Consider the following 15487-nt stretch of genomic DNA (forward strand, 5'->3'; position numbering starts at 1 on the left):
GTTTATATTACTGATTCACTAAGTAGACTGCAGAAAGGAAAGAGCTAACTTTGTAATTCTTTGTTTCTGAACCTATGCTGCCGACCGCCCACTATACTGCTTTCATTAAACGCCGGGCGGCGGAGCTGGGCTTTATGTACTGCGGCATTTCTAAAGCTGAGTTTTTAGAGGAAGAAGCGCCGCGCCTAGAAAACTGGCTGAACCGTCAGATGAACGGTAAAATGGCCTATATGGCCAACCACTTTGATAAGCGACTCGACCCGCGCCTGCTGGTAGATGGGGCCAAATCCGTCATTTCGCTGCTGCTGAATTACTACCCCCCCGAGGAAGCCCAACAGCCGGACGACACGCTCAAAGTCAGCAAGTACGCCTACGGCCGCGACTATCACTTTGTCATCAAGGACAAGCTCAAAACCTTGCTGCAGGACATGCAGGAGGAAATAGGGGAGGTAGGGGGGCGCTGCTTTGTGGATTCCGCCCCCGTGATGGACAAGGCCTGGGCTAAGAAGAGCGGCTTAGGGTGGGTAGGAAAAAACACCAACCTCATTCGGCCCGGTACCGGCAGCTTTTTCTTTATTGCCGAGCTGATTGTGGACCTGGAACTGGACTACGATGGCCCCATCAAGGATTACTGCGGCACCTGCACCAAGTGTGTAGATGCCTGCCCTACCCAGGCTATTACGGAGCCCTATGTGGTAGATGGCAGCAAATGCATCAGCTACTTCACCATTGAGCTGAAAGACCAGATACCACGGGAAGTGGAAGGTAAGTTCGGCAACTGGGTGTTCGGCTGCGACATTTGCCAAGATGTGTGCCCTTGGAACCGCTTCTCGAAACCCCATCAGGAGCCCCAGTTCAATGCCCACCCTGGCTTAAAGGACCTTACTCCCGGCGACTGGCAGGAAATCACCCACGAGTTGTTTTCGGAGTTGTTCCGGCAGTCGGCGGTGAAACGCACCGGTTATGCAGGGTTGCAGCGGAATATTCGGTTTGTGCTGGGCGAGGAGGTAGCTCCCATTGCTACCTCTGCTTCTGACACGGAAGAGCCGCGCATGTAACCCGGAGCCCCTACCCTCCATATGTGCCGAAGCCGTGAGAAGCCTGCCAGAAGGCAAGCCGCTCACGGCTTCGAGGGTTTGGAAAGGAAGTAGAACGCGTCAGTTAAGCAACCACCGGCTGAGTGAACACGCGGTTCAGAATGCGGCGGTACAGATTGGAGAACTGCTGGTAGCACCAAGCTTTCAACTCCGAAAGCTCTGCTGGCACCAAAGTGCGCAGGGCCTTGCGTAGCTCCTTCTCGAAGAGAATTTTGTCGAAGCTTACTTTGAGGAGAATGGTTTTAGCGTACTCAAGCATGGGGGAATTTGTTTTTCACTGAGTGGGTAAAAGAGCGGTTGTTTAGGTGGGTCGGGCCCTTATACGGGAGCAGATGAAAAAGGCTTAACCATGAGGAGGCTTTGCATTTCTTTTGTTGAAAGATACAAAAAAATACATTTTCAGTACAAGCGCCAGACGCCTAGCAGACCGAAACGGTTCCGAAAAGCGCACAAAAAAAGGAACATTCTTATGTTCCTTTTTTTGTGCAAAGATCAGTGCCGAGTATGAGCTGACTGTGTAGGCGGAGTTATTAATACGTGAACAACTGCACCAAATCGGTGGCTGCTGCGGTGTCAATAGGTTCATCAAAGGCCTCGGCTACTTTGGCCAGAAGGGCTTCTTTGCTCAGAGTTGGATTGCCTACATTGATGGGCAGCGTCGTCTCGAAGGGAACCAAGCGCGGGCCAGGAACATACTGGGCCACGTTCGACTCGTTGGCGTATGCTTTGTCAGGCACTGAGCCAGCGCTAGTAATGGCAGTATCGGTGGGGCTTAGCCAGCTTTTTACGGTAGCGCCGCGCTGGCGGCGCATGGTCCGGATGTGGGAGGCATGGCGTGCTTCAGTAGAATGAATGCGGAGCAGGGTTTCCAGCAACTGGTTATCCGACTGTACAAACTCGGCTTGCCCTTTGTACGCCCGGATGCCGGCGTCTTCCAGCAGTTGGGCCACTTTCAGGAAGGTGTCGAGATTGGTAAAGACATCCGGAAACGAAGCAGCTTGCGCGCCGTTCTTGCTACCCGTAAAATCGAAGTTAGGTTTGGCAGGCTGGGGAGCACCAGCATCAGCCAGCAGGCCCTGAAGCAACGTTACGTGTTGCGCCTCATGGGCCCGGATGGTTTCAATGGCTGCCCTGTCGGTAGCAGAGCTGAAGAGAGCAGACTGATTCAGGGCCTGGGTGTAAAACTCACTTTCCAGGTACTCCAGCGTCAGAGCCAGCTTCAGCACATCCAGTGTGGTGTTATTGTCGCGCACACGGGCCGAAGCGGGATGAGGCAGGGCCGCCAGTACGGCCGGGAGCAGAGCCGTACTGGCCTGGCCTATGCGGGTAAGGGCCGCCCGGCGTGGCGCGGGGGCCTGGGTATCCGTTTCAGGAGAAAGGTCGGCGAGTCGAGCCAGTATATTCAGGAAGTCCATAAGAGCAGAGAAGGCGCGACTAAGTAGTGGGCAAGAAGGAGGCGTCGAGCGTCACGGGTACGTAGGGGGCAATAAGAGCAACCACCTCCACCGGCGTCTTCACGGTATCGAGGCCGGCAGCACCTACGGCATCAGGGGCGGCAAAGGAGTTAGGCTGCAACTGGTCGCGCACGAAGGCTGCGTGGCGAGCCTCCACTGAGGCCATTTTCGTCAGCAGCTTCAGATACGTAACGTGACTACCCGTGGCATTATCAACCACAAGCAGCTTGGGCGCGCCGTTGTAGGCAGCTACGCTGATTTCTTTGAGTGTGCGGGCCGCCGTGTACGCGCCAGTGCGGGTAGACAGTGTAAACGACTCAAACTTGAAAGCCAGCGGAGTAGTCAGGTTGGCATCGTAGGCGCTGGATAGCACTCCCAGGGTGTATTTGAGCGTTTCGCGGTGTATTACCTCATGGTCGCGCAGGTCAATGAAGGCCGCTTTGTCCTCGGCTGTAAAATCACTGGGAAAAGCATCTACCGCTTTCTGGTAGAATGCCGCCTGCAACTGCTCCAGGAGGTAAAGGTAATTAAGCACGCCCGAGGTGCCGTTGGCGAAAATGAGCGTGTTGGCGGGGGTAGTGGGGGCTACTACCTCGTCATCATCGTCGCTGCAGCCGGCCAGCACAAGGGCCGAGGAAGCGGCTGTGGCCCCGGCTACCCGGAGAAAAGAGCGGCGGCGCAACGTGCGCCCCAGAAAGGAGAATGCGGAGTCAGACATGCGTAAGGAACCCGGCGGGGAGCGGCCTAACGCAGACCGCAACTTCCCGATTAGCAAAGGTACTCCGATTCAGCCGGATGCACCAGTAGCAAGAGTAACGCCACCGGAGAAAGGTTGCGTACCCATCGGTCACAAAAAAAGGACGACCCGGATAGGTCGTCCTTTTTTGTGGCCAAGCCAGATAGAAACAGATTAAAACTTGACTACCGAGCGGGCAATGGTGGTAACAGTAGTGCTGTCGAGGCCTTCGTCGAAGGCAGCGCTTACATCGGCGGCAGTATAGGTAGCACCCAATGCAGTAGTGAGGTCTGTTATGCCTCCCTGAGCCAAGTTGTCTTCAGCGGGGAAGGTAGCAGATGGGTTACCAGCTCCGTACACGGGTGCGGGTGCCCCGTTGGCTTCAGCATTTACAATCCAGGGCATGATGGTGGTCTGGTTGCCTGCCGTGACGCCCCGGCGCATGTAGCGGATGTGAGCCGCGTGGCGCGCCTCTACCGAGTGGATTTGAAGGGCCGTTTGCAACACGTTATTGGGGTTGCCGGCGGTTTTGATGGTTACAGCCTGGCCTTTGTAGGCCCGTACGCCCGTGTCCTCAAACGCCTGCGCGAAGGTGAGGAATGAATCGTAGGTAGCGAAGGCCGTAGTACCGAAGTCGAAGTTGGGAGCCGGATCGGCTTGGCTACCTAGTGCCGTAGTCAGCAGCGTTACGTGCGCCTGCTCGTGGGCCCGGATGGTTTCAATGGCGGTGCGGGCGGCACCGGTCAGAGGAACTGTGAGGGTAGGAGCTTTCAAGGCCTGGTCATAGAAGCTGTACTCCAGGCGCTCCAGCAGCAGGGCGTAGTTCAGCACGGCCGGTACCGTACTCAGGTTGTTTTGGCCCATAGCCTTGTTGAAAGCTGAGCCGATGGCAATAGGAGCCGCAGCCAGCGCCATCTTTTTGCTGATGTCGCCGAGGGCGGTGAGGGCACTGCGGCGGTGGGTCAGGCGGTCCATGATTTCAGGATCCACCTTCTCAAGCTCGGAAATTATCTTAAACAGATTCATAGTACTGGAAAGTCAGAAATGAGAGAAGATGGATTATTTACCTACGTCGTTGCCGTTTAGGGTCTCCTTGATGAAAGGCTGAGCGGCGGCAAGAACCTGAGCTACCGATAGTGCTTGGTCGAGGCCCTGAGCATTTACCACGTCGCTGCCTGAGAAGCTGCCCGGCGTAATCAGGTCGCGGATGTAGGCGGCGTGACGCGCTTCTACCGACACAATTTTGCCGGCAATCAGCAGGTAATCATTCGTCTTGATCAAGGAACCTGCGCCGTTATAGGCGGCTACACCCAAGTCCTCGAAAGTGCGAGCCGTAGTCAGCACGGAGTTACGGTCGTTGAAGTTGACTTTGCTGAAGTCAGGATTCAGGCCCGGAATAATTTGGGTAGCCGCAGCCTTGGTCAGCGCAGCCTTAAAAAAGTCGCGGTGGATGGCTTCGTGCCTAGCAATAGCCGTGAGGGCGGTCCGCTCGTCGTTCGTGATACCGGAATAGGGGGTTTCAATCACTTTAGCGTAAAAAGCCGCTTCCAACTGTTCCAGGGCATAGGCGTAGTTGAGGACACCTACGTCGCCGGAGCCGAGGTTCACGGTGCCGGAGGGGGTAGTCACGTTGTCATCGTCATCGTCGCAGCCAGAGAGCAGCAGCGCTGTAGCACCCGCCGTAGCGCCGGCATACATAAAGAAGGAGCGACGCTTAATAGGCGTGTACAGCGGCTTGGCGAACTCCGCTTCGTCGCTGCCTTTTTGCGTGATGTTGGACATGGTAAGGATGAGTTGAGTGAAAAAGTGTAGGCAATACAAAGCCACCCTGCTGATGAGCAGTTTTTTTCTGAATCCCAGAAGAATGGGGTGAGAAAGGGGGGTAGGTGGATTTGTGGGGAGATACGGCCTGAGCTCAACAGTGGATTCCCGAGGCCAAAATCTTGTAAGTGCCGCTAGCTGTTTTGGTCGCGGAGTAAAAGAGGGGAGTTACTACGGTTGTGCTTCCCGCATCCCATGGTTTTGCCTAGCTTTGATTGGTTTGTTGTTCCTGGTTATGCGGTTTCTTTTTCTGTTATGGGGTGTATTATGGTTGGGCAGCGGCGCGCTGATGGCCCAAAAGCCTACGCCTACGGCAGAAATTGTCTTGGGCAAGCCAGCCTTTCCCATCAACGAGTATTATACCATCAGCTTTCGGCTGAGCGGCGCGCCGCTGGAGCGCTACTCAAACTTTCCGGAGCTGGAAGGCTTCAAGAAAAGTGGCAAGTCCAGCACGACTACTACCCGCACAGTAAACGGCCAGAGCACCACCGAGCTGACTATCACGCAGCGCTACGCTGCTTTTGCTGAGGGTACTTTCCCGCTGAAACCTTTCAGCATGACGGTGAATAGCCTAACAATTCGCTCGGAGGGGGCTACCCTGCGCGTAGGGCCTCAGGCCACAACGCCTACCCCTCCGCCCGCGCCGGGAGCCAGTCCGTTGCAGGGCATTGGGCTACTAGATCAGCTATTCGGCAAGCCCAAGCCCCAGGAATATGTGGAGCCCCAGGACCAGGCGTTCTTGGCTGTGGTGCCTGACAAAGCCAAAGTATATGTGGGCCAGGGCCTGCACGTAGGGCTGTATTTCTACCTCGCGCCTCAGGACCAAGCTGTGCTGAACTTCCACAACTTCGCGGGCCAGTTGCCGGGCATCATCCGGGAGCTGCGGCAACGTAGCGTGTGGGAGGAAAGCTTTAACGAGCAGGAAGTATTGCCCGAAAACGTGACGGTAGGTGGCAAGCCCTTTTTGCGCTACCGCCTCTGGGAGGCAGAACTCTACCCCTTGAACACGCAACCTCTGGTGTTCCCGGCGGTGGCCCTCCAAATGGTTAAATACCGGGTAGCCAAGAAACCCGTCCCTGGCCTCGACAACCGGATGGAAGGCTACAAGATCTACTACTCCGGGGCCCGCACCATACCCGTAGAGCCGCTACCCCCGCATCCGCTCCGCGACCAGGTGCCGGTAGGCAACTACCGCGTGCGGGAAGCCATTGACCGCACCACGTTCCGGACCGGACAGGCCTTTGCCTACACTTTTACGGTGGAGGGCGAAGGCAACCTGGCCACCCTGAATCTAGCAGTGCCTCCTACCCCCTCCGACAACTTGGAGATATACGGGCCCGAGGTAGAGCAGGCTCTGACCCGTGAGGGGGGTAGGGTAGGGGGGCGCAAGAGTTTCCGGTTCCGGCTGGTAGCGCGCCAGCCTGGCCCGCTAGCGCTGGATACCCTGTTCCGGATGGTGGTTTTCAACCCCGTTAGCCGGCGCTACGATACGCTCCGGGCCGAACTGCGCCCCGTGGTTAGGGGCGTAGCGCAACAAGCATCAGCTTTCCGGGGGCGGCTTGATGATCCGTTTTACCGGGATGCTCTTCCGGAGGCTAATGCTGTAGTACAGCCCCGCAATATCTATCAAAACGTACAGCGCTACGCCAATCTGGTAGTAGTTGGGCTGCTGGTAGCAGCTGGTTTTGGGTGGTGGCGGGCCAAAAGGTGAGCCCGTGAAATTGTGAAATGGAAAGTTTCCTGCTGTATTTGCGCCTTTGGTGCAGCTTATAGTAGCAAACTCACCATCTCACCACCTCATATTTCACGGCATGAATACCTTCGGCACCCTGTTTCGCATTACCACCTTCGGGGAATCACACGGGCCGGGGGTAGGCGTGGTAATTGATGGGTGCCCGGCTGGCCTGGCTATAACGGAAACCGAAATTCAGGCGGCCCTGGACCGCCGGCGCCCGGGGCAGAGCGACCTGACGACTCCCCGCAAAGAAGCCGACCGGGTGGAGATTCAATCGGGTATATTCGAAGGCTTTACCACGGGCACGCCCATCAGCCTGCTCATCCGCAATCAGGACCAGCACAGCCACGACTACTCCCACATCGAGCACGCCTACCGCCCTTCGCACGCCGACTACACCTATGACCAGAAATACGGTCGGCGCGATTACCGCGGCGGCGGCCGTAGCTCGGCCCGCGAAACAGCCGCGCGCGTAGCCGCAGGCGCCGTAGCCCAGAAGCTGCTAGACCAACAAGGCATTCAGGTGCAGAGCTACGTTTCGCAGGTGGGGGCCGTGGCCGTACCGGTGGGCTATGAGCAGCTTGACCTGGGGCTGATTGACAGCAACCCCGTGCGCTGCCCTCACCCCGAAACGGCCGAGCGCATGGCCGACCTGATCCGCCAGACCCGCGACCGGCACGACACGGTAGGCGGCCTGGTAACTGGGGTAGTGCGCGGTGTGCCCGCTGGGCTTGGGGAACCAGTGTTCGACAAGCTGCACAGCGAACTAGGCCGGGCCATGCTCAGCATCAACGCCGTGAAAGGATTCGAGTACGGTTCGGGCTTTGCGGGCGTCCTGCTTTTCGGCTCCGAGCACAACGACCCGTTTTACACCGATGAAGCCGGCCAGGTGCGCACCCGCACCAACCACAGTGGCGGTATTCAGGGCGGCATCAGCAACGGCCAGGATATCTACTTCCGCGTAGCTTTCAAGCCGGTAGCCACCATTCTGCAAAGCCAGGCCACCATCAACGACCAAGGTGAAGAAATAACCCTAGCTGGCCGTGGCCGCCACGACCCCTGCGTGCTGCCCCGTGCCGTGCCCATCGTAGATGCTATGACTAGCCTAGTGTTAGCCGATATGCTGCTGCGCGCCCGCGCGAACCGGGTGTAGCGAGCTACTTCGACAATAGACTAAAAAAGGGAGCCGATACTATGTGTATCGGCTCCCTTTTTAATGCCTCAAGCTAGTCGTCAGCCAACACAGTTTTCAGAATCCAGTAGGTGAAGATGCCCATGATGCTGGCTAAATAGGAGGCTATTAGCAAAATTTTAAACCCGTGCATACTGTCGCTGCCCAAAAGCTCTTCTTCGAAGAAGGCAAACGCTAGGCAGGACAGCCACAGAAAAACAAAGAATACCCTAAGCGCCGCTACAGCGGATATGTCTTTAATCTGAAAGACCAGCCGGATGATCTTGTACAGCAGTAGCGAAAAGAAGAGCAGAACTGCTAGTATCAGGAGTAGCGATGGTAAGAAGAACATAGGAATAGTAACTGACAGAAACTGCCGTGATATAATCTTTGCCTAAAACTACGCATCAGCCAATAAGACAAACGGTATGCTACAACCCACCAAGCGGTTCCGGCTCAATCCAGGGGTAGGGAGCTAGGCCGCGCTTTAGGGGTAGCAAATTGAGGCGGGGGCTGACCAGTGGTCGGGAAGGATGCCCGTTCAGGCTCACCCACGAATCGCAGTACACCGCCACCGGCTGTAGGCCGCGCCGTTGGTAGTCCTGGGCCAGCAAATGGGCAAACTGTAGGAGCAGGTCGGGGCTGTAGGTAAGCTTATTGGCTTGGTTGCGGGTAAGGTAGGTGCTAGGCCAAACGGTATCCTCGCGGCCATTGGGTAGGCGCACCCGGAATACTGCTGAGCCCGACTTGGTGCGCAGCATCAGGTGCCAGCTGAAGCGGTGGCCCTGCTCGGTCCAGTGAGTAGAGCCGGGGTAAAGCAAATAGCGCAGCGGAAGCAACACCTGCACCAGTACATAGAGCCCCAGCCCGGCCAGCACCAGTCGGCGCTGCCAGAGGGTTGGCGGGCTGGGAGGGGGTAGGGGATTTGCCAGGTCTGGGGCCGGAATACGCTGGCGAAACCAGCGGCCCACAAATCCGGGCAGCCGACGCGGAAAATCGGGAGCGAAAAACAGACTGGTAATCAGCAGCGAAAACCAAGGAAAAGTACCCAGCCCGAAGACAACCACATTACTCAGGTGAAACAGGGCCGCCGCTCCAAATGCCCAAGGTCGGGTGCGCCGTATCAGCAACAGGGGTACTACCAACGCATCAAAAGCCAAGCCCGCGTAGCTCATAAACCAGGCCGCTGCAGGCGAAGCCAATGCGTGGCCAACCAAGGGGTAGTGGGCCTTTGCTGCCAGCCAGATGGTAAGGGGGCGGGCCGCCAGCCAGTCGGGGTTCAGCTTGGCCAGCGCCGCAAACAGGTACACGAGGCCAATCTGAAACAGCAGAATCAGGCGCGTCCAGGCAGGTACGGCGGTAGCCGGGGCTACCCGGCCCGCCCGTACATCGGCCGAGGCAGCGCGGTGCGCAGGCAGCAGGGCAAGCAGGGCCGCTACCAGAGCATAGAGGTAAAAGTGGTTGATGTACTCAGTTTCCTCTAGCAGCAGCAAAGCTGTGTAGCCCAAGCTCAACAGCGCTGCCATGAGGCGGTAGTGGCAGCCCGCTGCTACGGCTACCCCTGCTACGGCCACCAAGGTGTACACAGCATAAATGCCAGCCGGAGGCAGGGCCGGTAGCCACTCCCATCCTAGGTAGCGGAAATGAAACTGAGGCTGAGTATAGTTGAGTACCCGCCCCCTGACAATGCCGCCGACGTGCTCCAGCCCCAGCAAAATGCCAGCCCCCAGCCGGAAGTAAACCAGCCAGGCAATATCAACCGGACGAAATAGCGCGTGGGTAAAGCGTGTAGCCATATCTATAACCATACGCAACCCCAACGTTTACAGATTAGGCCGAGCTAGCCCACCCGCCGCTACATCCACAATAGCCATCCGCTTACAATACCCAGTATTGGGAGCAGGTAGGGCAGGGCGTAGCGCCCGATGTAGCCGAAGAAGCTGGGCATGGGTACGCCCTCCTTTTCAGCAATGGCGCGCACCAGAAAGTTTGGTCCGTTGCCGATGTAAGTGAGAGCCCCGAACAACACTGCGCCGCTGGAAATAGCCCGCAGCAGCGGCAGGGTGGCGGCATCCGTGGCAAACTTCTGCACGGCACTGGCCTGAACAAAATCCAGCTGATGACCGGCCAGACTCAGCCCCAGAAAGGAGGCGTAGGTAGGCGCGTTGTCGAGGAAGGCTGATAATACGCCGGTAATCCAGTAAAGCACGGCGGGTGTGAGGCGGGAAGATATAGCCGGATCGGCGGCTACGTGGGCGGCGGTTTGCAGGGCCGGCATCATGGTCAGGAAGATGCCGAAGAACAAAAACGCTACCTCCAGAATGGGCTCGAAGTGAAAATGATTTGCCGCCAGAGCCTTGCGACTAGCCGTACGGTAGCACCCCCAGGCCGCTAGCAGCTGAATGGCTTCGCGCACAAACGAAACATTGAGCCCGGCTATGGGCAACGACGGCAGCCAGGGCAGGCGGGCGGGGTCCAGAAACACGGCGCCCAGGATCAGCACTAGCCACAGCAGATTATAGCGGCCGTTGAAGTCGAAAAGCGGAAGGCCTTTCTGCGACTGGGCGCGCCGTTGCTCACTGCGGGAAAGAGGAGCGGGATAAGCCGTGCGGCGGTCCATCAGCCAAAATAGTAGTAGCAGTAAGCCATTTGCCAGCAGCCAAGGTGCCAGCAGGTGCCAGGTCGTCCAGAAAAACGGCACCCCCCGCAGGTAGCCGATGAACAGCGGCGGGTCGCCGAGAGGCGTGAGCATGCCGCCCGCATTGCTGACAATGAAAATAAAGAAGATAATGTGATAGGGCCGTATGCGTTTATCATTGAGCCGGATAAACGGCCGAACCAGCATCAGAGAAGCACCCGTGGTACCCACAATAGAAGCCAGCACGGCACCCACGGCCAGCAGCGCCACGTTGCGGCTCGGCGTGCCCGGTACGTTGATGTTCAGATACATGGTGCCGCCCACCACAAACAGCGCCGTGAGCAACACCACAAAAGAGGAATATTCAGCCAGTGTTTCCACGGCCGTGTGCCAGTCGTGGCGGGCCAGCCCGTAGTAGCCCAGCATCAGCAGCCCCAAGCTCACAGCAATGTGCGCGTACCACTTCTCCCAAAACTTCGGGAACAGCAGTGGCCCGGTGGCAATGAGACCCAGCAGGCCAAAAAACGGTAGCAGCAACGGCCACGCCGGGGGGGTAGGAGAGGCCATCAGAAGCAGCGGGATAAGTAAAGGCATAGCCAAAACTACGGATGCTCGCCAGAATGGTCTGCGGTAGCGCTTCAGCCTGACTTGGCGGGGTAGGCAGGGGCTGACCTCTTCCTACCCCCTATAAAGCACGCAACCTCACCTGAAAATAAGGAAAGTGCACTTCCTCTTGCTCATCGTTGTTCCTACATTCGGTTACCTTTGCAACCATTGCCGCCTCCGGCGGTTTACACGGTCAGGCCGATACTAGTTCGGCTGACTTTCTCCCGCTTGTCTCCAAGTCTTTCAAACATGGCTGAACAACTCACTGCCCCCGCTGCGCCGGTTTCTATTTACGCCGAAGCCAGCCCCAACCCCGAATCCATGAAGTTCGTGCTCAACACTCAACTCCTGACGGAGGGGGTGAGCGTGGACTACCCGAACCTGGAAGCCGCCACCAACTCGCCGCTGGCCCAGGAGCTGTTTAACTTCGATTACGTGGGCCGCGTGTTCATTGCCCAGAACTTCGTGACCATCACCAAAACCACCGAGCATCAGTGGGCCCAACTTATTCCTGAGTTGCGCACCTTCCTGAAGTCGTACGTGGAAGCAGGTGGTCCCATCTTCACCGTTGACCCAGCTGCTGAGCAGCGCGCGGCCCAGCAAGCAGCTGCTACCGGCGACGCCTCGGAAGCCGATCAGCAAACCAGCCAGAAAATCATCGACCTGCTCGATAACTACGTGCGCCCTGCCGTGGAGCAGGATGGTGGCAACATCACCTTCAAGAGCTACCAGGATGGCATCGTGACGGTGAACCTGCAGGGCTCGTGCTCTGGTTGCCCCTCGGCCACCGTTACCCTGAAGTCGGGCATCGAAAACCTGCTCAAGCGCATGGTACCCGAAGTAAAAGAGGTAGTAGCCGAAGGCGTAACCGCCAGCTTCTAATCACGGATTTTTGTAGTTAATCCATGTAATAAAAAAGCCCCGTCATCTGGCGGGGCTTTTTTTATGGTAGAGAAAGCAAGCTAGCACACTGCGCTAGACCAACTGGGGCCACCGACCAGAGTGTCCTTGGCAGCCACTATGCATGCAGAGCACAAAAAAGCCCGACCAATCAGTCGGGCTTTTTTGTGGGGGTAGGGCCCCGGCGCTGATACCAGCGCCGGGGGGTAAGTTTAGATTTGAGCCGTGCTCAGTTTAGGAGCGTCAGCATCGGTAGTCGTGTTCAGACGATCCTTCTCCTTGCGGCCGTAGGTGTCCAGAATCAGCGGCGCGGCAATGTACAGCGACGAGTACGTACCGAAGATGATACCAAGGATCATGGCGAAGGAGAACGAGCGGAGCGTTTCACCGCCGAACACATAGAGTACCACCATCACGAGGAATACCGTGGTGAACGTAATCATGGTGCGAGAGAACGTGCTGTTCAGGGCCGGGTTTACTACCTGGGCAAACGTGAGGTGCTTGTTCTCACGCAGGTATTCCCTGATTCGGTCGTAGATAACGATAGTATCGTTCATCGAGAAGCCGATGGTCGTCAGGATAGCCGCCACGAATACCTGGTCCATTTCGTAGTTCAGGCCGAAGGCGCGGGCAATCGGGAAGCAGGCAATAACGAGCAGGGCATCGTGGAACAGAGCTACTACCGCTGCCATAGAATACTGCCACTTCTCGAAGCGGAAGAGTACGTACACAAAGATGGCCAGCAGCGTCAGGCCCAAGCTCAGCACCGAAGTACGCTTGATGTCGTCGGCAATGGTAGCACCTACTTTTGAGGAGCTAACCTTTGTGGGGTTCAGGGCACTGTATTTGGCGTTTAGACCTTTGAACATGGCAGCCTCTACCTGGTTATCGGCGTCGGCACTTTCATCAGCAGCTAAGTAGCCCGTGGTAATGCGCAGGCGGCTTTCCGCCCCGAAGGTTTTCACTTCTGTACCAGCGCCACCGAAGTAATCATTCGTGAGCAGGTCGCGTACGTCAGAGGCCACAATTGGCTGGTTGAAGCTCACGATGTACTCGCGGCCGCCGCGGAAGTCAACCCCCAGGTTCGGGCCACCCTGTAGGTACATCAGCACAAAGCCGATAACGATGAATACGGTAGAAGCCGCATAGGCAATTTTGCGCTTGCCTACGATATCGAGGTTGATGCCTTTGAACAGGTTGTGTGAAAGGGCAGTGCTGAAGCTCAGCTTGGTGTTGCCGTTTTTCACCATGCGCTCAATGATGAGGCGCGACACGTACACGGCCGACAGGAACGAGGTAAACACGCCGATACCCAGAGTAATGGCGAAGTTCTGAACCGGACCCGTGCCGAAGAAGCCCAGAATAACCGCAATAATCAGCTGGGTTACGTTGGAGTCGAAAATGGCCGATATGGCGCGGGAGTAGCCTTTGTTGATGGCATCCGTCGGCGACAGGCCATGGTCAAGTTCTTCCCGAATCCGTTCGAAAATCAGTACGTTGGCATCTACGGAAGCAGCAATTACCAGCAGCAGACCCGCAATACCCGGCAGGGTAAGCGCGAAGGACAACTGAGCCAGCACGCCCATAATCAGGAACAGGTTGAAGAGCAGCGCAGCATCGGCTACCAAACCAGCCCGGCCGTAGTACGCGGCCATGAAGACCATAATGATGGCCAAGCCAGCCAGCGTCGAGTACAGACCCTGGTTGGTGGCTTCCTTACCCAGCGAAGGACCTACAATGGCTTCTTCTACAATGCGGGTAGGGGCAGGCAGCTTACCGGCCTTCAGAATGTTGGCCAGGTCCTGTGCTTCTTCAATGGTGAAGTTGCCCGAAATGCTGGAGTTGCCACCGGCAATTTCTGCCTGCACCACCGGCGCCGAATACACGTTGTCGTCGAGCACAATGGCTACTTGACGGCCAATGTTGGCCGCTGTCAGGCGCTGCCACTTGCGGGCACCACCAGGGTTCATCTGCATCGAAACCTCAGCGCGGCCGCTCATCTGGTCGAAGTCGCCACGAGCGTCGCTGATTACTTCGCCACCAATTGGGGCCTGCACGTCGCGGCTCTTCCGAATGGCGTAGAGCTGCAGGTATTCTTGGCCGTCGATTACGTCAGGCTTCACGCCCCACATAAAGGTGAGGTTAGAAGGTAGCACCGCGCGGGTGTCGGGGCTGCGCAGCATAGCGTTTACCCGGGCCGTGTCGCGGATATTGGCGCCCAGCGTGCCGGGCATGGTGAACAGACTGCCCAGTACGTTTTTCTGGGGAGCAGCCGAATCAGCTTTAGCCGTGGCGGTGTTTTTCTTAGCCAGCTGGCTGGCCAGGGACGTAGAGTCGCCGGCAGCAGCGGCCGTAGCTGTAGTATCGTTGGAGGCGGTAGCGGGGGTAGCGGCAGCCGTGGTAGCAGCGGCCGTTTCCTTAGCGCTCAGCACTTGGTTGAGCTGGTTTAGGTAGGGCGCGAATTCATCTTGGCGCCATACTTCCCAGAACTCCAGCTTGGCCTGGCCCTGCACCAGCTTACGTACCCGGTCGGGGTTATCCACGCCGGGCAGTTCAATCTGGATGCGGCCCGTGCCTTTTACCCGCTGAATGCTAGGCTGGCTGGTACCGAATTTGTCGATGCGGCTACGGAGAATGTTGAACGAGCGGTTGATGGCTTCGTCCACTTCCTTGTTGATTTCCCCGATTACCTTCTCGTTGGTCGAGTTGATGTCGATGCCACGGCTCTTATTGGTGGTGTTAGCAAAGATGCGAGCCAGCTTATCGTTAGGGGCTACATCACGGAACGACTGCGCAAACAGGGTTGTGAATGGCGTTGAAGGGTTGGTTTTACGCAACTCTTGCGCCTGCTCCAGCGCCTTGTTGAAAGCCGCATCCTTGGAGTTGCCGCTCATGGCCCGCACAATTTCCACCGGCGATACTTCCAGGGTTACGTGCATACCACCGTTCAGGTCAAGGCCCAGGCCCAGCTCCGATTGGCGTACTTCTTTATAGGTCAGGGGCCCGAATACGGGCGCGCGCCACACTGAGTCGAGGTAGTGCTGACGCTGTTTTTCGTTGAGCTTGCCGCTACGGGAGGCGTAGCGCACGGCATCTTTCTGCACCCCGCGCGACACAAGGGTCAGCGAGAGGAAGTAGATGCACAACGCTGACACCAGAAGCGTCAGCGTAATGACGAGTCCTTTATTACGCATGAAATAAGTTGTTGATGTCCTGTGGGAAAGGCTGATGCGCGGGTTCCGGACCGTGAGGGTAGTGAAAAGCAGGCCGCAACAAGGGCCTGAAAAGCGCTGGCGTCGGCATCAGCAACGAGTCACCAGCTGTCAGCT

General features: G+C 57.2%; 13 protein-coding genes. 4 read left to right on the forward strand and 9 right to left on the reverse strand.

The features are described 5' to 3' along the window. Positions 1-74 precede the first annotated feature (74 nt). Positions 75-1058, forward strand: coding sequence for a tRNA epoxyqueuosine(34) reductase QueG (gene queG / locus DNI29_RS04675; RefSeq protein ID WP_110976884.1), 984 nt, complete (start codon positions 75-77; stop codon positions 1056-1058). A 103-nt stretch (positions 1059-1161) separates the two neighbouring features. Here the strand turns inward: queG and DNI29_RS04680 are convergent, their stop codons facing one another. The 5 genes from DNI29_RS04680 to DNI29_RS04700 all read right to left on the reverse strand — a co-directional run bounded on the left by DNI29_RS04680 (position 1162) and on the right by DNI29_RS04700 (position 5069). Continuing rightward, positions 1162-1356, reverse strand: coding sequence for a hypothetical protein (locus tag DNI29_RS04680; RefSeq protein WP_110976885.1), 195 nt, complete (start codon positions 1354-1356; stop codon positions 1162-1164). Positions 1357-1627: 271 nt separating this feature from the next. Then, complete coding sequence (locus DNI29_RS04685; RefSeq protein WP_110976886.1) at positions 1628-2512, reverse strand: ferritin-like domain-containing protein; 885 nt, start codon at positions 2510-2512, stop codon at positions 1628-1630. Between the two features lie 19 nt (positions 2513-2531). Next, positions 2532-3269: a ferritin-like domain-containing protein gene (locus tag DNI29_RS04690; protein WP_110976887.1), complete on the reverse strand. Its 738-nt coding sequence runs from the start codon at positions 3267-3269 to the stop codon at positions 2532-2534. Between the two features lie 192 nt (positions 3270-3461). Continuing rightward, positions 3462-4313 carry a ferritin-like domain-containing protein gene (locus DNI29_RS04695; protein WP_110976888.1) on the reverse strand — a complete coding sequence of 284 codons (852 nt, stop codon included), beginning with the start codon at positions 4311-4313 and terminating at the stop codon, positions 3462-3464. A 33-nt stretch (positions 4314-4346) separates the two neighbouring features. Continuing rightward, a complete protein-coding gene (locus DNI29_RS04700; protein ID WP_110976889.1) occupies positions 4347-5069 on the reverse strand; it encodes a ferritin-like domain-containing protein in 723 nt (240 codons plus the stop codon). Between the two features lie 274 nt (positions 5070-5343). Here DNI29_RS04700 and DNI29_RS04705 point away from each other — a divergent pair, with 274 nt between their 5' ends. After that, a complete protein-coding gene (locus DNI29_RS04705; RefSeq protein ID WP_110976890.1) occupies positions 5344-6819 on the forward strand; it encodes a BatD family protein in 1476 nt (491 codons plus the stop codon). Between the two features lie 100 nt (positions 6820-6919). Beyond that, complete coding sequence (gene aroC / locus DNI29_RS04710) at positions 6920-7996, forward strand: chorismate synthase (protein ID WP_110976891.1); 1077 nt, start codon at positions 6920-6922, stop codon at positions 7994-7996. Positions 7997-8069: 73 nt separating this feature from the next. Here aroC and DNI29_RS04715 read toward each other — a convergent pair whose 3' ends face one another. The 3 genes from DNI29_RS04715 to DNI29_RS04725 all read right to left on the reverse strand — a co-directional run bounded on the left by DNI29_RS04715 (position 8070) and on the right by DNI29_RS04725 (position 11219). Beyond that, positions 8070-8366 carry a hypothetical protein gene (locus DNI29_RS04715; RefSeq protein ID WP_110976892.1) on the reverse strand — a complete coding sequence of 99 codons (297 nt, stop codon included), beginning with the start codon at positions 8364-8366 and terminating at the stop codon, positions 8070-8072. A 79-nt stretch (positions 8367-8445) separates the two neighbouring features. Continuing rightward, on the reverse strand, positions 8446-9810 hold the full coding sequence (locus tag DNI29_RS04720) for an HTTM domain-containing protein (RefSeq protein WP_162303511.1): 1365 nt from the start codon (positions 9808-9810) through the stop codon (positions 8446-8448). 59 nt (positions 9811-9869) lie between these two features. Further along, the gene (locus DNI29_RS04725; protein WP_238387997.1) at positions 9870-11219 is read right to left on the reverse strand and encodes a sodium:proton antiporter; all 1350 of its coding nucleotides are present in this window, start codon (positions 11217-11219) and stop codon (positions 9870-9872) included. Positions 11220-11507: 288 nt separating this feature from the next. On the opposite strand from DNI29_RS04725, the gene DNI29_RS04730 reads away from it, so the two are divergent. Then, entirely contained in the window at positions 11508-12140 is a 633-nt protein-coding gene (locus DNI29_RS04730) for a NifU family protein (RefSeq protein ID WP_110976894.1), read from the forward strand. A 230-nt stretch (positions 12141-12370) separates the two neighbouring features. Here the strand turns inward: DNI29_RS04730 and secDF are convergent, their stop codons facing one another. Continuing rightward, positions 12371-15352, reverse strand: a complete 2982-nt coding sequence (secDF, locus tag DNI29_RS04735) for a protein translocase subunit SecDF (protein WP_110976895.1) — start codon at positions 15350-15352, stop codon at positions 12371-12373. Positions 15353-15487 lie beyond the last annotated feature (135 nt).

The organism is Hymenobacter sediminis (assembly GCF_003231285.1).
Classification (GTDB): Bacteria; Bacteroidota; Bacteroidia; order Cytophagales; family Hymenobacteraceae; genus Hymenobacter; species Hymenobacter sediminis.